Source organism: Thalassospira profundimaris (assembly GCF_003326755.1).
Lineage (GTDB): Bacteria > Pseudomonadota > Alphaproteobacteria > Rhodospirillales > Thalassospiraceae > Thalassospira > Thalassospira profundimaris_B.
Map to the genome: position 1 here is coordinate 61,892 of NZ_JPWH01000003.1, position 20,411 is coordinate 82,302.

Annotated in this window: 21 protein-coding genes; 10 read left to right on the forward strand and 11 right to left on the reverse strand. The window is 54.2% G+C overall.

The genetic code is table 11. The features are described 5' to 3' along the window. Nucleotides 1-1,065 carry a D-TA family PLP-dependent enzyme gene (locus TH25_RS04845; protein ID WP_114087310.1) on the forward strand — a complete coding sequence of 355 codons (1,065 nt, stop codon included), beginning with the start codon at nt 1-3 and terminating at the stop codon, nt 1,063-1,065. Nucleotides 1,066-1,141: 76 nt separating this feature from the next. Here TH25_RS04845 and TH25_RS04850 read toward each other — a convergent pair whose 3' ends face one another. Further along, nucleotides 1,142-1,630 carry a hypothetical protein gene (locus tag TH25_RS04850; RefSeq protein ID WP_114087311.1) on the reverse strand — a complete coding sequence of 163 codons (489 nt, stop codon included), beginning with the start codon at nt 1,628-1,630 and terminating at the stop codon, nt 1,142-1,144. Between the two features lie 237 nt (nt 1,631-1,867). Between TH25_RS04850 and TH25_RS04855 the strand changes: the two genes are divergently transcribed. The 8 genes from TH25_RS04855 to TH25_RS04890 all read left to right on the forward strand — a co-directional run bounded on the left by TH25_RS04855 (nt 1,868) and on the right by TH25_RS04890 (nt 8,948). Further along, a complete protein-coding gene (locus TH25_RS04855; protein ID WP_220151344.1) occupies nt 1,868-3,058 on the forward strand; it encodes an ABC transporter substrate-binding protein in 1,191 nt (396 codons plus the stop codon). Between the two features lie 71 nt (nt 3,059-3,129). Next, a complete protein-coding gene (locus tag TH25_RS04860; protein WP_181847419.1) occupies nt 3,130-4,044 on the forward strand; it encodes a branched-chain amino acid ABC transporter permease in 915 nt (304 codons plus the stop codon). Then, nucleotides 4,037-5,044: a branched-chain amino acid ABC transporter permease gene (locus TH25_RS04865; RefSeq protein WP_114087313.1), complete on the forward strand. Its 1,008-nt coding sequence runs from the start codon at nt 4,037-4,039 to the stop codon at nt 5,042-5,044. Before TH25_RS04860 ends, TH25_RS04865 begins: the two co-directional genes overlap by 8 nt. Then, on the forward strand, nt 5,037-5,801 hold the full coding sequence (locus TH25_RS04870) for an ABC transporter ATP-binding protein (protein ID WP_114087314.1): 765 nt from the start codon (nt 5,037-5,039) through the stop codon (nt 5,799-5,801). Before TH25_RS04865 ends, TH25_RS04870 begins: the two co-directional genes overlap by 8 nt. Continuing rightward, nucleotides 5,801-6,487, forward strand: coding sequence for an ABC transporter ATP-binding protein (locus tag TH25_RS04875; RefSeq protein WP_114087315.1), 687 nt, complete (start codon nt 5,801-5,803; stop codon nt 6,485-6,487). Before TH25_RS04870 ends, TH25_RS04875 begins: the two co-directional genes overlap by 1 nt. Nucleotides 6,488-6,526: 39 nt before the next feature. After that, entirely contained in the window at nt 6,527-7,384 is an 858-nt protein-coding gene (locus TH25_RS04880) for an alpha/beta hydrolase (protein WP_114087316.1), read from the forward strand. Between the two features lie 128 nt (nt 7,385-7,512). Then, complete coding sequence (lhpI, locus tag TH25_RS04885) at nt 7,513-8,454, forward strand: bifunctional Delta(1)-pyrroline-2-carboxylate/Delta(1)-piperideine-2-carboxylate reductase (protein WP_114087317.1); 942 nt, start codon at nt 7,513-7,515, stop codon at nt 8,452-8,454. After that, a complete protein-coding gene (locus TH25_RS04890) occupies nt 8,451-8,948 on the forward strand; it encodes a thioesterase family protein (protein WP_114087318.1) in 498 nt (165 codons plus the stop codon). The genes lhpI and TH25_RS04890 overlap by 4 nt, the downstream gene beginning before the upstream one ends. A gap of 8 nt (nt 8,949-8,956) precedes the next feature. On the opposite strand, the gene TH25_RS04895 is transcribed toward TH25_RS04890, so the two are convergent. Beyond that, on the reverse strand, nt 8,957-9,484 hold the full coding sequence (locus tag TH25_RS04895) for a GNAT family N-acetyltransferase (RefSeq protein ID WP_114087526.1): 528 nt from the start codon (nt 9,482-9,484) through the stop codon (nt 8,957-8,959). Nucleotides 9,485-9,591: 107 nt separating this feature from the next. Between TH25_RS04895 and TH25_RS04900 the strand changes: the two genes are divergently transcribed. Continuing rightward, nucleotides 9,592-10,854, forward strand: a complete 1,263-nt coding sequence (locus TH25_RS04900; RefSeq protein ID WP_114087319.1) for a bifunctional alpha/beta hydrolase/OsmC family protein — start codon at nt 9,592-9,594, stop codon at nt 10,852-10,854. 57 nt (nt 10,855-10,911) lie between these two features. On the opposite strand, the gene TH25_RS04905 is transcribed toward TH25_RS04900, so the two are convergent. The 9 genes from TH25_RS04905 to TH25_RS04945 all read right to left on the reverse strand — a co-directional run bounded on the left by TH25_RS04905 (nt 10,912) and on the right by TH25_RS04945 (nt 20,401). After that, nucleotides 10,912-11,259, reverse strand: a complete 348-nt coding sequence (locus TH25_RS04905) for a RidA family protein (RefSeq protein WP_114087320.1) — start codon at nt 11,257-11,259, stop codon at nt 10,912-10,914. A gap of 49 nt (nt 11,260-11,308) precedes the next feature. Next, on the reverse strand, nt 11,309-12,598 hold the full coding sequence (locus tag TH25_RS04910; protein ID WP_114087321.1) for a M20 family metallopeptidase: 1,290 nt from the start codon (nt 12,596-12,598) through the stop codon (nt 11,309-11,311). Further along, nucleotides 12,595-13,755, reverse strand: coding sequence for an NAD(P)/FAD-dependent oxidoreductase (locus TH25_RS04915; RefSeq protein WP_114087322.1), 1,161 nt, complete (start codon nt 13,753-13,755; stop codon nt 12,595-12,597). Before TH25_RS04915 ends, TH25_RS04910 begins: the two co-directional genes overlap by 4 nt. Beyond that, complete coding sequence (locus TH25_RS04920; RefSeq protein WP_220151345.1) at nt 13,752-14,783, reverse strand: histone deacetylase family protein; 1,032 nt, start codon at nt 14,781-14,783, stop codon at nt 13,752-13,754. Before TH25_RS04920 ends, TH25_RS04915 begins: the two co-directional genes overlap by 4 nt. Nucleotides 14,784-14,847: 64 nt before the next feature. Beyond that, nucleotides 14,848-15,777, reverse strand: coding sequence for a 3,5-dioxohexanoate:acetyl-CoA acetone transferase (gene kce, locus TH25_RS04925; protein WP_114087323.1), 930 nt, complete (start codon nt 15,775-15,777; stop codon nt 14,848-14,850). 1 nt (nt 15,778) lies between these two features. After that, nucleotides 15,779-17,149 carry an aminotransferase family protein gene (locus TH25_RS04930; RefSeq protein WP_114087324.1) on the reverse strand — a complete coding sequence of 457 codons (1,371 nt, stop codon included), beginning with the start codon at nt 17,147-17,149 and terminating at the stop codon, nt 15,779-15,781. Between the two features lie 23 nt (nt 17,150-17,172). Next, nucleotides 17,173-18,273, reverse strand: a complete 1,101-nt coding sequence (locus TH25_RS04935; protein WP_114087325.1) for an ABC transporter ATP-binding protein — start codon at nt 18,271-18,273, stop codon at nt 17,173-17,175. A gap of 87 nt (nt 18,274-18,360) precedes the next feature. Next, the gene (locus TH25_RS04940; protein WP_114087326.1) at nt 18,361-19,515 is read right to left on the reverse strand and encodes an extracellular solute-binding protein; all 1,155 of its coding nucleotides are present in this window, start codon (nt 19,513-19,515) and stop codon (nt 18,361-18,363) included. A gap of 79 nt (nt 19,516-19,594) precedes the next feature. Continuing rightward, entirely contained in the window at nt 19,595-20,401 is an 807-nt protein-coding gene (locus TH25_RS04945) for an ABC transporter permease (protein WP_114087327.1), read from the reverse strand. Nucleotides 20,402-20,411 lie beyond the last annotated feature (10 nt).

The following is a 20,411-nucleotide window of genomic DNA, read 5'->3' on the forward strand; positions in this document are numbered from 1 at the left end:
ATGACCGAATTTGCCGAGCTTGAAACGCCCTGTGCCATCGTTGACCTGGATTGTGTCGAGCGTAATTTGCGCAATTACCAGGAATATTGCGACGAACACGGGATTGCGCTGCGCCCGCACATCAAGACCCACAAAATCCCCGATTTTGCCCTGCAGCAAATTGCCGTGGGGGCCAAGGGGATAACCTGCCAGAAAATCGGCGAGGCAGAGGTGATGGCCGATGCGGGTATCGATGATATCCTGATCACCTATAATATTATGGGCGAACGTAAACTGGAACGGTTGCGGACCCTTGCAAACCGGGTCAATCTGCTGCGTGTTGTGGCCGACAATGAATTTGTGGTGCGCGGCCTTTCGGCGGCCTTTGCGGATAACGCCAAACCGCTGGAAGTTCTGGTTGAATGCGATACCGGGGCCGGGCGCTGTGGGGTGCAAACCCCTGAGGACGCGGTAAAGCTGGCGGCATTGATCCATGATTTGCCCGGCCTGAAATTTATGGGGCTGATGACCTATCCGGTAGCGGGCGGTACCGCACAGGTCGAAGAATTTTTCCGGGAGGCGATGGCGGCCTGTGAAAAGGCGGGGCTGGAATGCCCGGTGCGCAGTTCGGGGGGAACGCCCGATATGTGGCAGGCCCATCTGGCCCCGGTGGTGACCGAATATCGCATTGGCACCTATATTTATAACGATAAATCACTGATGGAACGGGGTGTTTGCCAGGAAGAAGACTGTGCCTTGCATGTTCTAACGCAAGTCGTCTCCCTCCCGGCACCGGGACGGGCCATTATTGATGCGGGATCAAAGGCCCTGACATCGGATTTGCTGGGGCTTGAGGGTTACGGATATGTCGTTGGTCATCCCGAAGTTTCCGTTAAGGGATTAAGCGAAGAACACGGCATTCTCAGCTTTGATGCGGCAACGCAACCCTTTGAAATTGGCCAGCGTATTCGCATCATTCCCAACCATGTCTGTGTGGTGAGCAACATGTTTGATTATGTGCAGCTTTGCCGGAATGATATTTTTGAAAATCCGGCCTTTGTTGCCGCACGCGGCAAGGTTCTGTAACCGGTTTTATCTGTTTATCTGTTAATATGATAAAGGCGGCTTTCGGCTATTCCGGTGCTGCCTTTGTCATTTCCGGTCAGTCATCATTATTGGGTAAATAGCCGATAAAACCGGTAATGCGCCATTTGCCGTCAGCGCCTTTTTGGCAGTAATAATGCGTTTTCCAGAGCAGGCGGTCTTCGCTGCCATCGGTCTTTCTGATGCTGCCGTTAAAATGCTTGCGCGCCAGCGCCCGGTCGCCACTGATTTCGATATGCTCCAGCTTGGTGGCGGCAAAAACCGCGTCAAATACCGGTTCGGCATAGTCGGTGTTCTGGCTGGCGCGTGCCTGTGACAGCCACGTATCGCGATAGGCCGCCAGGTCGGGAAATGCCAGTGTCCAGTCATCCGGGTTAGCCGAAGTATGGGCATCAATGCCGTAAAAGCCATTGGCGGCAAAATCATTTTCCACCAATGACCAGTCCGCCAGGACAAAGGCCGTAATATCGCGCGGGACAAGCATGTCCCAAATCGCATTGCGGTCGGCATCCTTGGTCGGGAAGGGGCAGGTTTGATTGCTGGTCATATTGGGTCCCTGTTTTGACAGTGGCACATTTTTGCAGCGGCCTACTGTGGCATTTTTGGCTGTCAAATGACAGAAATAGTCTCAAAAAATACGTAGTTTTACGTATGCAAGACAAAAATTTTAAGCTTAAAACAAATGGGCTGTTGCAACAGTCCGCAAATTGAGGATCAATAGAAAGGCAACAAAGAACAAATCAAAATAAACCATTTATAGTCAGGCTTCAGGGAGACATTTAAAATGTCACTAAAAGGCAAAAAGGCTGCATTGCTGGGGGCGGCAGCCGTGATGATGGGTAGCTCTATTGCAACATTTGCGGCACAGGCGGCCGAACCGGTCAAGATTGGTATGATCACAACGCTGTCCACCGGGGCGGGGTATTTGGGCGATGACATGCGCAAGGGGTTTGAACTGGCGATTGCCGAACAGGATGGCAAGCTGGGGGGATCGGACATCAATCTGATCGTCGAGGATGACGGTTTGAAACCCGAAAGTGCCCGTCAGATTGCCACCCGCATGATCGAAAGCGAACATGTTGATCTGATGACGGGGATCATTTTCTCGAATGTGGCGATGGCGGTGGTGCCCAAGGTCGTGCGCGATGGCATGATCTACATTTCCACCAATGCCGGCCCCAGCCTGCTGGCCGGGGCGAAATGTGACCCGAACTATTTTAATGCGGCCTATCAGAACGATAATATCCACGAGGCAATGGGCCAGTATGTACAGGACCAGGGCTTTAAAAAGGTTTATCTGCTGGCCCCGAATTACCCGGCTGGCAAGGATGCACTGGCCGGTTTCAAGCGATATTACAAGGGCGATATCGTTGATGAGGTTTATACCAAGCTGGGCCAGACCGACTATGCCGCCGAAATTGCATCCTTGCGCGCGGCAAAGCCCGATGCGGTGTTTTTCTTTTATCCCGGCGGCATGGGGATCAACTTTATCAAGCAATATGCCCAGGCCGGTTTGAAAGACGACATCCCCCTGTTTGGCCCGGCCTTTTCCGCCGATGAACATCTGGTTGATGCGGTAGGCGAGGCTGCGGTGGGAATGAAAAACACCTCGCACTGGTCGCACGATATGAATAACGACGCCTCGAAAAAGTTTGTGGCGGATTATGTTGCCAAATACGGTGCCAAACCCAGCCTGTATTCGGTACAGGGCTATGATGCCGCCAATCTGATTGGCAGTGCCATTGCCGCCGTTGGCGGGGATATGTCCAAAAAGGATGATTTCCGTGCCGCCCTGAAAAAGGCCGATTTTACCTCGGTCCGGGGCAATTTCAAATTTGGCAACAATAACCATCCGATCCAGGATTTTTACGTCCGCGAAGTCGTGGCGGATCCGGATGGCGGCTTTACCAACAAACTGGTTGGCAAGGTCTTCTCCAACCATGTCGATGCCTACGCATCCGAGTGCAAAATGTAATTTTGCCCTGCGCAATATGTTGAATGGCCGGTTTCGTACCGGCCATTCGGTTTTGGCACCGGAAAATGAACATGCTTTTATTCCTCGAGCAGCTTTTGAACGGGCTGCAATTTGGCGTCACCCTGCTTTTGATGGCATCGGGGCTGACCCTTATTTTCGGCATCATGAACCTGATCAATCTCGCGCATGGGTCCTTGTTCATGGTGGGGGCTTATGTTGGGGCAACAGCCATTGCACATGGATCGGGGTTTTTTCTGGGTCTGCTGGCGGGTATTGCGGCGGCGGCCTTAACCGGCATGGCAATGGAATTGCTGATCATGCGTCGCCTGTATCGCCGCGACCACCTGGACCAGGTCTTGGCGACATTCGGGCTGATTTTGTTTTTCAATGAAATGGTCAGCATCATCTGGGGCCGTCAGCCCGTTGCCATGAACACCCCTGACTTCCTGTCTGGCACGGTGGAGTTTATTCCCGGTGCGCCTTATCCGGCCTTTCGCCTTGCCGTCATTGTGACCGGTATTGTTGTCACCGGGCTTTTGTATTTTCTGGTGATGAAAACCCGTATTGGCATGTGGATCCGTGCGGGGGCCTCAAACCGGGAAATGATTGGCGCACTTGGCGTCAATATTTCGCTGCTTTATACGGTGTTGTTTGGTTTTGGCGCGGCCCTTGCCGGTTTGGCCGGGGTGATGGCGGCACCGTTTAGTGCCGTGCAGTCCGGCATGGGTGAAAACATCCTTATTCTGACATTTGTGGTCATTGTTATTGGCGGTATCGGCTCTATTCGCGGTGCGGTGGCCGGGGCATTGTTAATTGGCCTGACCGACACATTGGGCCGGGTTTACATCCCCGATTTGATGCGCCTTTGGTTGCCGCCTTCGGTGGCCGATGGGACCGGGGCGTCGCTGGCATCAATGCTGATTTATATCTTGATGGCCGTTGTTCTGGCCTTCCGGCCGCGGGGGTTGTTCCAGACACATGGTTAAGAATTTTTCACGCAAAAGCTGGGCAACACTGGCGATTTTCGGGCTGCTGGCCCTGGTGCCCCCCATTGCGCATGCCTTTGACAATGCCTTTTTGATCACGATGTTCAATCGCGCCCTGATTTACGCCATCGCAGCCGTTGGGCTGGACCTGATTATCGGGTTTGGTGGCATGGTCAGTTTTGGTCATGCGGCATTTTTTGGCATTGGCGCCTATACAGCGGGTATTTTGGGGACTCATGCCTTTGATGGCAGTGATTTTATGTTCGGCTGGACGGGCAGTAACGCTGCCCTGGTGGTCTGGCCGCTTGCCATGCTGGTGGCGGCCTTTTTCGGGGCGATTATTGGCCTGATCAGCCTGCGTACATCGGGTGTTTATTTCATCATGATCACCCTGGCCTTTGCGCAGTTGTTCTATTTCTTTTTCGTCTCGCTGTCGCAATATGGCGGGGAAGACGGCCTGTCATTGTGGGACCGCAATACGCTTCCTGGTCTTGATCTCTATGATCGCAACACATTCTATTATCTGTGTTTCGCCATTTTGCTGGCGGTGTGGTTTTTCCTGTCCCGTCTGGTGGCGTCGCGCTTTGGGCGTGTCATTATCGGTTGCAAGCAAAATGAACGGCGGATGCGCGCACTGGGCTATGATCCGCTGCTTTACAAGCTGGTGGCATTTTGCATTTCTGCCGCCATTGGCGGCCTCGCGGGTGCGCTGATTGCCAATCATTCCGAATTTGTCAGTCCCGGCCTTTTGCACTGGTCGCGGTCTGGCGAATTGATGGTAATTGTAATCCTGGGCGGTATGGGAACCCTCATCGGACCGGTTTACGGGGCGCTGGCCCTGTTTCTGCTGGAGGAAAGCCTGGTATCCTTTACCGAACACTGGCAGGTGATTTTGGGGCCGATCCTGATTTTGGTTGTTGTTTTTTTCCGGGGCGGCATTGTCGGTTTCCTGACCGGCAATGGCAAGGCATCCGTAAAATCCGGGGACGATCATGGTTGAACAACGCACCATCGGCCCGGTATTTGCGGCCAAAAACCTGTTTAAAAGTTATGGGGGCCTGCGGGCGACCGACAATTTGTCGCTGCAATTGGAAACGGGTAAAATCCATGCCCTGATCGGCCCCAACGGGGCAGGTAAAACCACGGCCCTGTCGCAATTATCGGGCGAATTGCAACCTGATGAAGGCCAGGTCTGGTTTTGCGGGCAGGACATTACCCGTTATTCCATGCCAAAACGGGCGCGGATGGGGGTGGCGCGGTCGTTTCAGATCACCGCGATTTTTGATGACTTTACCGTTGCGGAAAATGTCGCTGTTGCCGTGCAATCCCGTGCCGGGCACCATTTTTCATTTTGGCGGGCGGTTGGCCGGGATAAAGGCATCAATCACCGCACCAATGAATTGTTGGATCTGGTCGGTTTGGCGGCCTTTGCCCGCCGACGTGCGGCCGATTTGGCCCACGGGCAGAAACGCCAGCTTGAAATCGCAATGGCCCTGGCGCTTGAGCCAAAGGTTTTGTTGTTAGACGAGCCAATGGCGGGCATGGGCCCGACCGAAAGCACCCAATTGGCCGAATTGCTGGAACGACTTAAACAGGATTTCGCCATTCTGCTGGTTGAGCACGACATGAATATCGTTTTTCGCCTGGCCGATATTATTTCGGTTTTGGTGAACGGGGCGGTCATTGCCTCGGGCACGGTGGAGGACATCCGTGAAAATGAAGATGTGCAAAAAGCCTATCTGGCGGAGGGATACTGATGCTGGAATTGCAAAATGTCGAAACCAGTTATGGCAGCAGCCAGGTTTTGTTTGGCGTGAATTTGCAAATCAATGAAGGCGAGATCGTAAGCCTTTTGGGTCGGAATGGGATGGGAAAAACCACCACGGTTCGATCCATTATGGGGTTAACCCCGGCAAAGGCGGGCGCCATCCTGTTTAAGGGCAATGATATTTCACGTCAAAAATCCTTTCGCATTGCACGCGCCGGGATTGGCCTTGTGCCCGAAGGACGGCAGATTTTTCCCAACCTGTCGGTCCGTGAAAATCTGGTGGCAACAGCACGTGGAAAGGGTTGGGACCTGGGGCAGATTTACGACCTGTTTCCGCGTCTGGCTGAACGTCAGAACAATATGGGCAATCAGCTTTCGGGGGGTGAACAGCAAATGCTGGCGATTGGTCGGGCGCTGTTGACCAATCCGGACTTGCTTATTTTTGATGAAGCAAGCGAGGGGCTGGCCCCTGTGATCCGGACCGATATTTGGGCCAGCATTCGCAAATTGCGCGATATGCGACAAACCGTTCTGATCATTGACGGCAACCTCGATGCGCTGATGGCGGTGTGTGACCGGCATTATGTGTTGGAAAAGGGACGTATTGTCTGGAATGGTTCTTCGGAAGAATTTGCAAATGCGCCGGAAATAAAGAAAAATCATTTGGGTATTTGACACATTTGATAATGGCCTTAGCAGAACGGGGAAGCGCATATGGGATGGGGTGGTTTTACAGCGGCAGAGGTGGAATGGCAGTATAATCCGCGCGAAACCGTGCCGGATTTTGCCGATCATTTTTCCCGATTTGCGGCAGAATCGGAAAAAACCCGCGCGGATTTGCATCACCTTGCCGATATACGATTTGGCCCCGGTCCCAAAGAAACGATGGATGTTTTTCCTGCGGCTGACCCAAAATCACCGATCCATGTTTTTTTTCATGGGGGTTACTGGCGCAGCCAGGACAAGCGCGATTATGCCTTTATTGCGCGTGACATGGTGGCGGATGGTTTTACGGTTGTTTTGGCCAATTATGATTTGTGCCCCGATGTTAGCGTGGCCGAGATTACGCAACAGGCAATCCGCTGCATTGCCTATATTTACGACCATATCGATGACTTTAATGGCGATCGTAACCGGTTAAGCATTTCCGGCCATTCTGCGGGCGGGCAGATTGTCGCCCGGCTGGCCGCCCATGACTGGCACGGCGAAATTGGTGATGAGAGCCCGTTTAATGCCGTTATTCCGGTTTCTGGCGTGTTTGATCTGGCACCGTTGCGCTTTACCACAATAAATAATGATATTCACCTGACCGAAGAAAGTGCGGCGGATAATTCCCCCATGCTTGATGCCGTGCCGGTGGGGTCAAACATGATGTTGGTGGTTGGCGCGCTCGAAACGCCGGAATTTTTGCGCCAAAGCCAGGCTTATGCTGCCTATTGCAGCAAAAACGGATCGAATGTTCCTGTCCATCAGGCATGGGGAGCGAACCATTTTACCGTTCTGGACGAGCTTTATGTCCATAGTGGTGCGCTTTATGGCAAGCTAAGGCGGATGATCAGTCAAATGGCGTGAAAAACGGCACGATACAGGTGTTGCGAACGGGTAAAACAGTGGTTTGCGACGGTGACGATACCCTGTCAGTGTGATAGGGTTATGGTGCGTTACCAATTGAATAATCACAAATTTTACAGGCAGGCCCCATGCGTTTCGTCACCGCCGAAGATATTGACCGTTCTGTTCCCCCGCGCGACATGGTTGAAGCCCTGCGCACCTGGTTTGCCAAGGGCTGTGAAACGCCGTTGCGCAGTCATTTCAACATGGAACGGACAAATGAGGATGATGCCACCCTGCTGGTAATGCCATCCTGGGAAAAGGATGGTGCGGCGGGGGTAAAGGTGGCTGCCGTTGTGCCGGGGAATGCGCAGCGGAATCTTCCGGCGGTATCGGGGATTTATATTTTGCTTGATGGTGTCACGGGGCAACCCAAGGCCGTGCTGGATGGCACGCGCCTGACAACGCGCCGCACCGCGGCCGCATCGGCCCTGGCGGCGGATTATCTTGCCCGCCGGGATGCAAGCCATCTGGTGATGGTGGGGACGGGCGCAATGGCGCCGAATTTGATTGCTGCCCATGCGGCCGTGCGCCCGATTAAAAAAGTCACCCTCTGGAACCGCCGCCCGGAAAAGGCGGTCACGCTGGCAAATGAAATTGAACTTTTGGGGTTCGAGGCCAGCGGGACGGATGATCTGGAGGCCGCCTGCGGCACTGCCGATATTATTTCCTGTGCCACGCTAAGTACCGAACCGCTGGTGCGCGGCGCCTGGCTGCCCGAGGGCGTGCATGTTGATTTGGTCGGGGCGTTCAAACCCACCATGCGCGAAACCGATGATGCGGTCATGCAAAAATGCCGTCTCTATGTTGACAGCTTTGATGGGGCCTCCGCCGAAGGTGGGGATGTTGTACAGGCAATTGCGTCTGGTGCGATTGGCAAGGACGATATTAATGGCGATCTGTTTGATTTGACACGCGGGAAAGTCAAAGGCCGCCAGTCGGATGATGAATGCACTGTGTTCAAATCTGTCGGTCATGCGCTGGAAGATTTTGCCGCCGCCGTGAGTGTTGTCGAGGCCCTCGATAAATGATCAGTCGCAGTCTTTTCGGTCCGGATATGCTGATCAGCTATCGTGGCGATGTTCAGCCTGAATGGATCGATTTTAACGGCCATGTCAATGTCGGCTATTACATCGTGGCGTTTAATCTGGGGTCGCTTGCATTTCTTGATGCTGTCGGGTTGGGCAGGACATATCCGGCCCGGCGCGGCGGTACGACCTTTGCGCTTGAAATGCACGCAACCTATGACCGGGAGATCCATCTGGGTGACAGGTTTGAATTGCATACGCGGGTGCTTGATTGTGATGCCAAACGCATTCACATGTATCATGAAATGCGCCACGCGGATGAAGGCTGGCTTTCGGCCACCAACGAAATCATCACCATGCACATCAATATGGAAACCCGGCGTTCGGCCCCGTTTCCCGACGATATTTTTCAAACCTTGGACGGCATTCGCAAAGCGCAGGAAAATTTACCCGTGCCATCTGGCGTGGGGCGCACGATTGGCATCCGGCGCGGGTAGAATATGTCTTATGCTGCGGGTTGATGTTCTTCTGCCGGGACATAAAGATTACAGGCTTCGCGATCCTCATCAATATAGACCTGGCGTTCAAAGACCATGCCCAGGCTTTCCAGCAGGCGAATGGAGCGTTCATTCTCTGGCAGGGTAAAGCCGACAACCCGTTTCAGACCCAAATCCTGATAGGCATGGCTCAATGTCGCCCGGGCGGCCTCGCGGGCAAAACCCTTGCCCTGCCATTCGCGCAAAAAGGCAAAACCAATGTCAGGGTCGGGCAGGCTTTGGCGCTGGACAAGGCCGCATAGACCAATTGTTTCGCCAGTTTTGGCAAGGTCGACCATATAAAGGCCAAAGCCGGAGCGTTCATAGGCGCTAATCAGTTTTTCGTTTATGTAGACGGCTGCAGCGGCCAGATCCCCGATGTTACGGTCGCCGATATACTGGATCCAGTCTGGCTGATTAAGCAGTTCCAGAACAAAGGCTGCGTCATCATGTGTTGCTTCTCGCAGGATCAGCCGGGATGTTTTGAGGGGCAGCATGTCAGGCCATTCTTTTTGCGTAAAAAACATATAATAATTACCCGTTAAGCTGGTAACATATTGCCAATTTGTCAAAATGTATTTGACCCATAGCAACGGAGAAAAATATGACAATTCGCGCGATAAAGCTGAGTTTTGAAGGGGCTATGGGGGCATCGCTTTCCGCGCGACTGGACTTGCCGGCCGGGCCTGTTCTGGCCTATGCCCTGTTTGCGCATTGTTTTACCTGCACCAAGGATCTGACGGCGACCCGCAAAATTTCCCAGGCGCTCAATGTGCAGGGTGTTGCTGTTTTACGGTTTGATTTTACCGGGCTTGGCGGTTCGGGTGGTGATTTTGGATCTACCAGCTTTACATCGAACCTGGAGGATTTACGCCGGGCGGCGCAATATCTGCGCGACGAGTTTGAAGCCCCGAAATTGCTGATCGGTCATTCGCTGGGTGGGGCGGCGATGCTTGCCGTTGCCAAAGATATCCCCGAGGCCCAGGCTGTTGCCACCATTGCAGCTCCGGCAGATGTGGCGCATGTAACGGAAAACTTTGCCGCCAAGCTCGACGAAATTCGGATGGCCGGTCAGGCAGAGGTCTCGCTTGATGGTCGCCCTTTTACCATTAAAAAACAGTTTCTTGATGACCTTGCCGCGCATGACATCGAAAAGTCCGTTTCCCGGCTTCACAAGGCGTTGCTGGTGCTGCATGGCCCGTTGGACCAAACCGTCGGGATTGACAATGCAACGCGCATTTTTACCGCCGCCAAACATCCCAAAAGTTTTGTTTCGCTTGATAAAGCGGATCATCTTTTACGTGCCAGAGATGATGCGGCCTATGTTGCGGGTGTGATAGCGGCCTGGGCGCGACCCTATATTGGACATACAGATACGGCAAAATCCTTGGTGCCGGTCGCAGGAGACGGCCCCGACGGTGTGATGGCGCGTGAAACCGGGCTGGGAAAATTTCAGACCATGCTGGTTGCCGGGCGTCATCGCTTTATGGCTGATGAACCAGAGGCCGTGGGCGGACTGGATAGTGGTCCATCCCCCTATGATTTTTTGGCATCCGCCTTGGGGGCCTGCACATCCATGACGATCCGCATGTATGCCGATCGCAAGAAAATTCTGCTTGATGGCATTTCCGTGCAGGTGTCACACCAGAAAATACATGCCGATGATTGCATTGACTGTAGCGAAAACGCGCGGGGAAGTGGGGCCAAAATTGACCGTTTTGAACGTGTCATTACCCTGCATGGAGATTTTGATGATGGCGTGCGACAGCGTTTGATCGAGATTGCCAATAAATGCCCGGTTCATCAGACCCTGGAAGGACATTCCGTGATTGTGACACGGGACGCACGCGATAACCGTAACGGATAAAAAGGCAGAATGCCAGACGGGGAGAATCCTCCTTTTCTGGCATTCCGCGAGGTCAAATCAGTCTTTGGCGGCGGTAACGATGAATTCCACCTTGTAATCGGGGGTTGCCAGCTTGGCTTCGCCACAGGCGCGGGCCGGTGTATGGCCCTGCGGGACCCAGGCATCCCACACGGCATTCATTTCGGCAAAATCATTCATGTCAGCCAGCCAGATAATGGTTTGCAGGATTTTTTCCTTGCTGGACCCGCATTCGGCCAGCAGGGCATCAACCTGTTCAAGGCATTTTTTGGTCTGGTCGGTGACGGATGCACCGGCTTCGCCGACCTGGCCTGCCAGGTAAACCGTGTTGCCATGCACAACGGCCTGGCTCATGCGGTGGCCGGTATGAAAACGTTCAATGCTCATAATATACTCCGTTTATAAGATTATAAGATCATAAGATTTAAGGGGCGGTTCAGGACCGCGACGTTATTGCGCACCAGTCAGTCATAAACAGCGCCAGGACTTCGGTCACTTGCATGAGCGACGAAATCGACACCCGTTCATCAATGCCATGAATGCGTTCTGCCTTTGGCCCGTAACATGTGGCAGGGATATTGCCATAGATCTGGAAAAAACGGGCATCGGTTGTTGCGGTTGAGGCGTAATTTTTTATCGTATTTCCGGTGACTTCCCGGTGCAGGCGGCCAATGGTTTGCATCATGGGGTGGTTTTCATCCATCACGCATCCCTCGGCCTGAAAACCGCGCCAGGTGATGTCAAAGGTGGCACCCTTGCACGCCGGATGATTGTCACGGGCCGATTGCGCAATGTCCTCGATGATTGTGTGAATTTTTGCCAGGTCCATAAAGGGATAAAAGCCAATGCGAATATCGGCCTGGCAAACGGGTGGCACGGTGGATGCCCATTCCCCGCCCGATATTTTGCCCAGATTGAAATTGACCGGATGGTGGTGCGCTCCATAGGCCGCGTGCCGGTGGTCCGGCTGGTTCCAAATCTCTTCAACTTCCTTCAGGGTGTCAAAAAAGCCATAGGCGGCCTCGATCGCATTGCTGCCTGCCGATGTATCGAGCACATGGGCGGGGCTGCCGGTAACGGTTAGCTGAAACCACATCACACCCAATTGCGCGGTCATCAGGGTTTGATTAAACGGTTCGGGGATGATGGCGCAATCGGCACGGTACCCTGCATGCAGGCAGGCCAGGGCACCGTTACCGGTGCATTCTTCCTCGACCACGGATTGGAATATGATTGGTGCGGCAGGCATAAGGTTGGCATCACAGAGGGCCTCGAAGGCATGGCAACTGGCAATAAGCCCTGCTTTCATATCGCCTGCACCCCGGCCATAGAACCAATCGCTGATGACATGCGGGGTAAAAGGTGGTTGTTGCCACAGTTCCGCCGGGCCGGTTGGGACAACATCAATATGCCCGTTCAAAATCAGGCTTTTGCCGGTCTGTTTTTGCGGCTGATACAGGCCAACAATATTTTCGCGGCCATCATAGCTTTCAATCACGGGCGGTGAAAAGCCGGGTTTGTCGCGCAGTTTCTCAACATCAATCGCAACCTTTTCAACGTTTAGCCCCATCGACTGATATTTTTGTGCCATCCATTGCTGCGCACTGTGTTCGCTGCCCAGCAGGCTTGGATGGGCGACCAGTTCGCCAAGGTCGCTCAAAATCTGATCGCGCCGGGCATGGACGGCTTGGCGCAGTTTTGAACGGGTTTTGTCGGTTGCTGTCATGAATCCGGCTCTATCGTTTTTGCGGCAAGGCCGGGCCGAGTGGGGGAGAGGGCTTCTTGTGTGATGCCCAGTTTTTTCATATGCCCGGGTACATCTTCACCGCAAATCATGCAGGCGGCGAATTCGCCCATTGCCGGGGCGGTTTGAATGCCATAACCGCCTTGTCCGGCCAGCCAGTAAAAGCCGGTCTGTGCCGGATCAAAGCCCGATACCGGGTCACCATCGGCAAAGAAACTGCGCAACCCGGCCCAGCTTTCACCGGGTCGGCCGACATTCAGACTGGTCATGGTCACAAGCCGGTCAATGGTAATCGCCACATCGAGTTCTTCGGGCTGGATGTCTTGCGGGGTGGTTGGTGTGGCATCGGCGGGGGAGACCAGCAATCGCCCGGCATCGGGTTTGAAATACAGGCCTTCGTCGATGGTGGCGGTCATGGGCCATTTTTCGGCATTGATGCCAGCGGGAAGGTCCACCATCACTGCCGTGCGGCGTTTGGGGGTAATGCCAAGTGGGGCGACATTTGCCGTGCTGGCAATTTCATCAACCCAGGCGCCGGCAGCATTGATAACGACCGGGGCTGTGAATTGATCGTTGCGGTAAGTGGTGATGACCCAGTTATCGCCGGTTTTTTCCATTTTGTCGACATGGGCGCGGGTGACAATATCGCCATTCATCTTTTTGAACTGGCGGATAAAGCCCCAATGCAGGGCATGAACATCAATATCCATTGCCGCGGGTTCCAGCGCGCCGCCAATAAACTGCCGGGTATCAATAATCGGGATCAACGCGCCGATTTGATCCGGTGTCAGCGCCTGAACATCCGCACCATTGGCGCGACCTTCGGTTAGAAGTTCGTCCAGTTTTGTTTCTTCGCCAGGCATTGCCACAATCAGCATGCCACGCGGGGTGAGAATGGGATGGTCGGTAAAACCGTCAGGCGGGGCCAGGAAAAAGGACCGGCTGGCCGTGGACATTTTACGAATGATTTTCGGGCCGTAAGTTTCGCTATAAAGCGCGGCCGAGCGACCGGTGCTGTGATAGCCCGGCTGGTCCTCGCGTTCCAGCACGATGACTTTTTTGCCCTTCTGCGCCAGAAAATATGCTGCAGACATTCCGGCAATTCCACCGCCGATGATGATGATGTCGGCTGAAGTCATGATCGTGCCTCCGCAAAGCTTCCAAGGAACTGAACAAGGTTGTCACCCAGGGTCGGGCTGACATATCCACCTTCCTGAACTATCACGGTGGGCAGGCCGATCAAGCTGATTTTACGGGCGATTTTGCCAAATCCGGAGGTGGAGACATTCAGCCCGCCAAATGGATCATCGCCAGACGCATCCAGGCCGCAGGCGACCACAAGGGCACCGGGGGCATATGTGCCAATCAGTGTGAGTGCATCATCCAGCGCGGCCAGAAACGCATGATCACCATTGCCAAGGGCCAGGGGGAAATTGCGGTTATATCCTGTGCCGCGGCCCGTTCCGCGTTCATGGGCGTGGCCCCAGTAAAACGGATAAAAACCGGTCGGATCGGCATGGATGGACAGGGTGAATACGTCGTCACGGTCATAAAAAATGTGTTGCGTGCCATTGCCATGATGCAGGTCGATATCCAGGATCGCGACACGGTCAAACCGTTCGCGCAATTGCGTCGCGGCAATGGCCGAATTATTGAGATAACAAAACCCGCCCGCAATATCGCGGCTGGCATGATGGCCGGGCGGACGGCACAGAGCATAAGTAAAATCGGCGTTTCCATCGCGCACATCGCAGGCAGCGGCAACGGCGCAATTGGCGCTGGCCCGGGCGGATTGCCATGTTGCGGCCGATATGGGGCAGGATGTATCGCCGAGGTGAAAGCCCGCTTTGCCTGCCGCCGTGGCGGGATAGGTGCCGGTGCGATCAAACGGGTGAATGTGCGGAATGACCATTTCGGCCCCGCCGCTGGCGCGCCATTCGTCATGAATGGTTTCCAAAAACAGCAAATATTCGGGCGAATGGACCTTTGCCAGCGGGGCAAGGCCAAAATCACCAGGGTTTTGGGGCGTGATTGACAGTTTATCCAGGGCTGACTTCAGGATTTCGGCCCGTTCCGGTACTTCGGGAATCGGTTTGCGCTCACCGCCAACCAGAAAGGTTTGACCGTGATGCAATATTTGATCGGGTGAAAAATAGGCCTGCATCATTTGCCGCTCTTTCCTTGGTCGTTTGGTGGTGGCGCTCGGGGTGGAATAAAACAAGGGAGCCAGGCTAAAACCCGACTTTGTCATATCCCTTGAGGCCCAGCATCTCGCGGGCTTCGTCCGGTGTGGCGATGTCAAGGTTCAGGCCGGTTAAAATGTCGCGAACTTTTTTAACCTGTTGGGCATTGCTGCGCGCCAGTTCGCCCTTGCGGATATAAAGGTTGTCCTCCAAACCAACCCGCACATGCCCGCCCATACCCGCCGACATGGCGGCAAAGGGCATTTGTGCCCGGCCGACACCCAAAACGGAAAAACGGTATTGATCGCCAAAAAGCCGGTCTGCGGTGGCCTTCATGTGCATCAGGTTTTCCGGGTCGGCGCCGATGCCGCCCAAAACACCCAGTACGAATTGTAGAAAGACCGGGCCTTTGACCAGCCCGCGATCAATGAAATGGGCCAGGGTATAAAGATGGCCGACATCATAACATTCAAATTCAAAGCGGGTGCCATTGGCTTCGCCCAGTTGCGACAGGATTGTTTCTATATCTGAAAACGTATTTCTAAATATGAAATCCCGGCTGCTTTCGAGGAAGTCCGGCTCCCAGTCATGCTGCCATTCGGTTTTGCGCTTTAATGCCGGAAACAGGCCAAAATTCATGCTGCCAAGGTTAAGCGACGCCATTTCCGGCGATGTGGTTTGCGCTGCACGGATGCGATCATCGACCGTCATGGTCATGCCGCCGCCGGTCGAAATATTGACCACCGCATCGGTCGCCGCGCGGATTTTGGGTAAAAATTGCCTGAAAAGTTCCGGGTCCGGGGCGGGAAAACCGGTTTTGGGGTCGCGGGCATGAAGGTGCAAAATGGCGGCCCCTTCATGGGCGGCGGCAATGGCCTGTTCGGCAATTTCATCGGGTGTGATGGGCAAATACGGGCTCATGGACGGGGTATGAACCGAACCGGTAATGGCACAGGTGATAATGACTTTATGGGCCATATCAAATTGCTCCCGCCTGTTTGAGTTCACTTTCAAGCTGGGTCAGGGCATTGCGCAACGGATCCAGAATATCGCCAAGCTGATCGGGCGTGATGGTCAGGGGCGGGCAGACCATGATGTGATCGCCACGATAGCCACCGCGTGTACGCCGCCAGTAAATGATCAGCCCCTTGTCATAGGCAATATCGACCAGCCTTGCTGCAGCCATATGTTGGGGCGCAATGGGTTCCATCGTGTTGCGATTGGCGACCAGCTCCAGGGCCAGCAACAGGCCCTTGCCACGCACATCGCCGATGAAGGGGAATGACGCCATCAGTTTGGTCAGTTCTGCCTTCAGGGCCATGCCCGATGACGCGGCATTTTCCAAAAGCCCGTCCTGTTCAATCACGTCAAGCACGGCATTGCCCGCCGCACAGGCAATCGGATTGCCCGCATAGGTGTAGCCATGAATAAAGCCGCCATGATCCAGCACGGGGCTGACGATCCGGTCCGGGGCAATCATGGCACCCAGCGGGGCGTAACCGGCGGCCAGTCCTTTTGATACGGCCAGAATATCGGGCACGATGTTCCAGTGTTCGGCAGCAAAATATGTGCCGGTGCGTCCGGCCCCTGTCATGACCTCGTCATAGATCAACAACACGCCATATTGGTCGCATATGTCGCGAATGCGCTGGTAATAGCTGTCAGGGGCAACAAGGGCGCCGGTGGCAGCCCCACCAACGGGTTCCATGATAAAGGCCAGCACGGTTTCCGGCCCCTGACGCAGGATTTCGGCCTCCAGCATGTTTGCATATTTAAGGCCGCGGTCATGATTGCTCAGGTCATCGCGGTCGAGATAGCAGGTAGGGGCCGGGATTTTGGGTTGATCGACCATCATCGGCGCAAAGGGGGCGTGCATGGGCGTATAGCCGGTGATCGCCAGTGCGCCAAGCGTTGAGCCATGATAGCTGGGAAAGCGTGAAATGACCTTGCTGCGCTGGGCCTGTCCGATGGCAAGTGTATATTGACGTGCCAGTTTCAGACAGCTTTCAACGGCCTCTGACCCGCCGGAAACAAAAAACACGCGTTCCAGATCGCCCGGCGCACGTTCCGCGAGGCGCCAGGCCAAAGTTTCGGCAGCATCATTTTCAAAATGCAGGCGATAGGCAAAGGTCGCCCGTTCCATTTGCGCCTGCATGGCGGCAAGAACACGCGGGTCACTATGGCCGATATTGCTGACCATTGCACCGCTGGACGCATCGATGTAACGCTGGCCGTTCACATCCCACATATACACGCCTTTGGCATGGTCGATCACCGGGCGGCGCGACCGGCTTTGATAGAATAGTCTGGATTCCCGGTTATGCCCGGTTTTTGTGATTTCATGGGTCATTTCGTGGGGCTTTCTAAAACCGGTCAGTCGTGATGACCGGGTAACAACACACAGTTACGTGCAGGAATGTGCATGAAAATATCGGCACCCTCGCCAAAGGGATGCTGGTCAATCGGGTTGATGACCTGCCAGTCCTGGCCTTCGGCAGTGATGAAATAGCGGGCCATTTGCCCCAGGTAATCCACGGTTTTGATGCGACCGGGGATGCTGGTGCTATCGTTTGAGGTTGGGTTTTGATTGGTGGAGACCATAATTTTTTCCGCGCGAATGACAGCACGGATATTTTGCTGGCGGTTGACCCGTTCGATTTGGTGGATGGTGGTCTTAAGGGTGGTGCCGCCCTCAAGTTGTACCGGTGCTGTTTCACCTGAGGGCTCGGCCAATGTCCCGGCAAAGATGTTGGAATGGCCCAGAAAATCGGCAACGAAGGCCGATGACGGGTTGTTGTAAACGTCTTCCGGTTGGCCTTCCTGTTCAACAATGCCGTCTTTCATCACCACCAGTTTGTCTGACATTGCCAGGGCTTCGGACTGGTCATGGGTGACAAAAATGGTGGCAACGCCCAATTCGCGTTGAATGCGTTTCAGCTCGACACGCATTTCTTCGCGCAGGTTCGCATCAAGGGCTGACAGGGGCTCATCAAGCAGCAATACATCGGGTTCGATAACGATTGCGCGGGCCAGGGCAATGCGCTGTTGCTGCCCGCCGGAAAGCTGGTTGGGGTAGCGGTCCGCTACATGGGGCAACTGCACCAGATCAAGGGCGGATTTAACCTTTTGCGCAATGTCGGCCTTGTTGACATTGCGGTATTTCAAACCAAAGGCGATATTGTCAAAAATGGTTTTGTGCGGAAAAAGCGCATAATTTTGAAAAACCAGCCCCAGATTGCGTTTATGGATGGGCAGGTCATTGACCCGCCGGTCCCGGATCACAAGGTCACCTTCGGTAATGTCGGTCAGACCCGCAATCATGCGCAGGGTGGTGGTCTTGCCACATCCCGATGGCCCCAAAAACGTGACAAAGCTGTTTTCAGGAACGGTCAGGTCCATTTTTTTAACGGCGGTAAATTCGCCATATCGTTTTACGACATTGCGCAATTCAACGGCATGCTGGCGTTCGGCCATGTTTTCAAACCTTTGTCATTGGTTTTCAAACAACCCGGCCCACCTTGGGGAGATATTGGCAAAGCCGGGTTGTCTGGCGGGGCGGGTTTAATAACCGCGCTGTACCCGCGAGAATTTTTTGGACCACTCGGCCTCGTTCTTGTTCCAGTAAGCCGGATCAAAGAAGCTAAGCCCATCAAGGGTGCCGCTGGGGTCAAATGCCGGAAGGGTCGGAATGATTTTGCCCAGTTCCACCTTTTTCGGGTCCAGTGCAGGCGGGTAGAACTGCCCTTCGGCCACGGCAATGGCGACTTCGGGTTCGAGCATGAAATTGAGCAGTTCTTCACAGGCCGCCATCGGGCTTCCTTTCAGAACAAAAATACATTCCTGCCAGCCCAGGCCGCCTTTGGGATCATAATAGCCAATGTCATGCCCCTGATCCTGAAGGGCGCGAATACGGCCCGACCAGCCTTCGGTGACGTAAATTTCCTCTTCGGCCAGCAGGCTCATCAGCTCCGCCCCGGAGGTCCAGTATTTCAGGACAAGGTCACGGTTTTTACGGATCATGTCCCATACCGCTTCCATATCGCCAATGTTATTGGGATCCTGGTCTGATTGCAGGGCGCCATACCAGATGCGGGTTTTCCATTCCGCCCAGCCGCCGATTTTGCCTTTATAGGCGTCATCAATCATCAGCTTGGCCCCTTTGGCCCGGGCTTCGTCATCGCTGATATGTTTGCGATTATAGGCAATGCCGGTGGTGCCATAATCGTAGGGCACAGCCGAAAGTTTACCGTCCGAGATTTTGCGAAGCGGTTCGATCAGACTGGTAATCACCGTTTTAAGATTGGGGATATTGGCTTCGTTGAGTTCGGAGCTAAGACCCAAACCATGATAGCGGGCGTAATCGAACACGCCGGAAAGATGGGCGAGGTTAAATTCACCCGGCTGGCTGGATTTAACCCGCGCCAGATATTCGTCGGCCCCGCCAAAGGTGCCCGAAACCACCTTGATGCCGGTTTTTTTGGTATAGGGTTCAAAGGCGTATTTTTCAAAGGCTTCGGAAACCACACCCCCCCAGCCGTCAAAACGGACCTGTTCCGGGGTTGCCGCCTTGGCCGATTTGACCAGCATGCCCATTGGTCCGCCGATGATACCCGCCGCGGCCCCGGCAGCACCGAGAACGGTTAAAAAGGTACGACGGTTAATATCGCCATTTTTATAACGGCTTAGCAGGCGTTCATAACGTTTTGTATCATCCATTGGTTAAGCCTCCTGATAAAGGTTTGATATTTTTGGTTTTGTCTTTTTGTTGTGTTGTGTGACGGGTGTACCCGTTTTGTTATTTTGCTTTGCTGGCCTTGATGCGGGCGGCGGAAACGCGCCGGGCAATGGCGGTGGCAACAAGGGGCATTGCCACGGTAAAAATCACCATGACAGCGCCAAGGGCATTGATTTCCGGGCTGATGGAATTGCGCAGCATGGCGAAAATTTGCGTGGGGACGGTTTCAACACCACCCGGTTTCCAGAAAAGGGTGCCGGTAATGTCGTCAAACGAAATGGTGAAGGAAAACAGCATCCCGGCCATCACCGCAGGCAGCATCAGCGGCAGGGTGATTTCAAAAAAGGTCTGGATTGGCGTGGCCCCCAGGCTCATGGCGGCTTCTTCGACATCGCGGCGAATGGAAACCAGCCGTGCCTGCACCACCAGCAGCACAAAGGGCAGGGTGAAAACCACATGGCCCATTAACAGCAGGCCAAAACTTTTGGGCAGGGCTAAAAATTGCAGGAACAGCAACAGGGCAACAGCCAGAACCACTTCGGGGATCAGAATCGGGGCGATTAACAGGCTGGAAATGGCCTTTTTGCCGGGGAAATCGTAACGCACCATTGCAACGGCGGCCATTGTGCCAATGGTGGTGGAAATCGCACTGGTCAGGATGCCCAGGAGCAATGAGGTTTTAAACGCCCTGACAATGGCATCGTTGTGCAACAGGGAGTCAAACCAGCGCAGGGAGAAGCCCTCGATCGGGAAACTGCCAAACTGGTTGGCATTGAAGGCCAACAAAATAACCACGGCAACGGGGGCAAACAAAAACAGATAAACCAGAATGGTTGCGATGCGGATCAGGGACCAGCCATTTGTCATGATGAATCCC

Excerpts from the sequence above, each read along its gene's own strand:
- TH25_RS04845 (WP_114087310.1), top strand. The coding sequence starts at position 1 with ATGACCGAATTTGCCGAGCTTGAAACGCCCTGTGCCATCGTTGACCTG.
- TH25_RS04850 (WP_114087311.1), bottom strand. The coding sequence starts at position 1,630 with ATGACCAGCAATCAAACCTGCCCCTTCCCGACCAAGGATGCCGACCGC.
- TH25_RS04855 (WP_220151344.1), top strand. The coding sequence starts at position 1,868 with ATGTCACTAAAAGGCAAAAAGGCTGCATTGCTGGGGGCGGCAGCCGTG.
- TH25_RS04860 (WP_181847419.1), top strand. The coding sequence starts at position 3,130 with ATGCTTTTATTCCTCGAGCAGCTTTTGAACGGGCTGCAATTTGGCGTC.
- TH25_RS04865 (WP_114087313.1), top strand. The coding sequence starts at position 4,037 with ATGGTTAAGAATTTTTCACGCAAAAGCTGGGCAACACTGGCGATTTTC.
- TH25_RS04870 (WP_114087314.1), top strand. The coding sequence starts at position 5,037 with ATGGTTGAACAACGCACCATCGGCCCGGTATTTGCGGCCAAAAACCTG.
- TH25_RS04875 (WP_114087315.1), top strand. The coding sequence starts at position 5,801 with ATGCTGGAATTGCAAAATGTCGAAACCAGTTATGGCAGCAGCCAGGTT.
- TH25_RS04880 (WP_114087316.1), top strand. The coding sequence starts at position 6,527 with ATGGGATGGGGTGGTTTTACAGCGGCAGAGGTGGAATGGCAGTATAAT.
- lhpI (WP_114087317.1), top strand. The coding sequence starts at position 7,513 with ATGCGTTTCGTCACCGCCGAAGATATTGACCGTTCTGTTCCCCCGCGC.
- TH25_RS04890 (WP_114087318.1), top strand. The coding sequence starts at position 8,451 with ATGATCAGTCGCAGTCTTTTCGGTCCGGATATGCTGATCAGCTATCGT.
- TH25_RS04895 (WP_114087526.1), bottom strand. The coding sequence starts at position 9,484 with ATGCTGCCCCTCAAAACATCCCGGCTGATCCTGCGAGAAGCAACACAT.
- TH25_RS04900 (WP_114087319.1), top strand. The coding sequence starts at position 9,592 with ATGACAATTCGCGCGATAAAGCTGAGTTTTGAAGGGGCTATGGGGGCA.
- TH25_RS04905 (WP_114087320.1), bottom strand. The coding sequence starts at position 11,259 with ATGAGCATTGAACGTTTTCATACCGGCCACCGCATGAGCCAGGCCGTT.
- TH25_RS04910 (WP_114087321.1), bottom strand. The coding sequence starts at position 12,598 with ATGACAGCAACCGACAAAACCCGTTCAAAACTGCGCCAAGCCGTCCAT.
- TH25_RS04915 (WP_114087322.1), bottom strand. The coding sequence starts at position 13,755 with ATGACTTCAGCCGACATCATCATCATCGGCGGTGGAATTGCCGGAATG.
- TH25_RS04920 (WP_220151345.1), bottom strand. The coding sequence starts at position 14,783 with ATGATGCAGGCCTATTTTTCACCCGATCAAATATTGCATCACGGTCAA.
- kce (WP_114087323.1), bottom strand. The coding sequence starts at position 15,777 with ATGGCCCATAAAGTCATTATCACCTGTGCCATTACCGGTTCGGTTCAT.
- TH25_RS04930 (WP_114087324.1), bottom strand. The coding sequence starts at position 17,149 with ATGACCCATGAAATCACAAAAACCGGGCATAACCGGGAATCCAGACTA.
- TH25_RS04935 (WP_114087325.1), bottom strand. The coding sequence starts at position 18,273 with ATGGCCGAACGCCAGCATGCCGTTGAATTGCGCAATGTCGTAAAACGA.
- TH25_RS04940 (WP_114087326.1), bottom strand. The coding sequence starts at position 19,515 with ATGGATGATACAAAACGTTATGAACGCCTGCTAAGCCGTTATAAAAAT.
- TH25_RS04945 (WP_114087327.1), bottom strand. The coding sequence starts at position 20,401 with ATGACAAATGGCTGGTCCCTGATCCGCATCGCAACCATTCTGGTTTAT.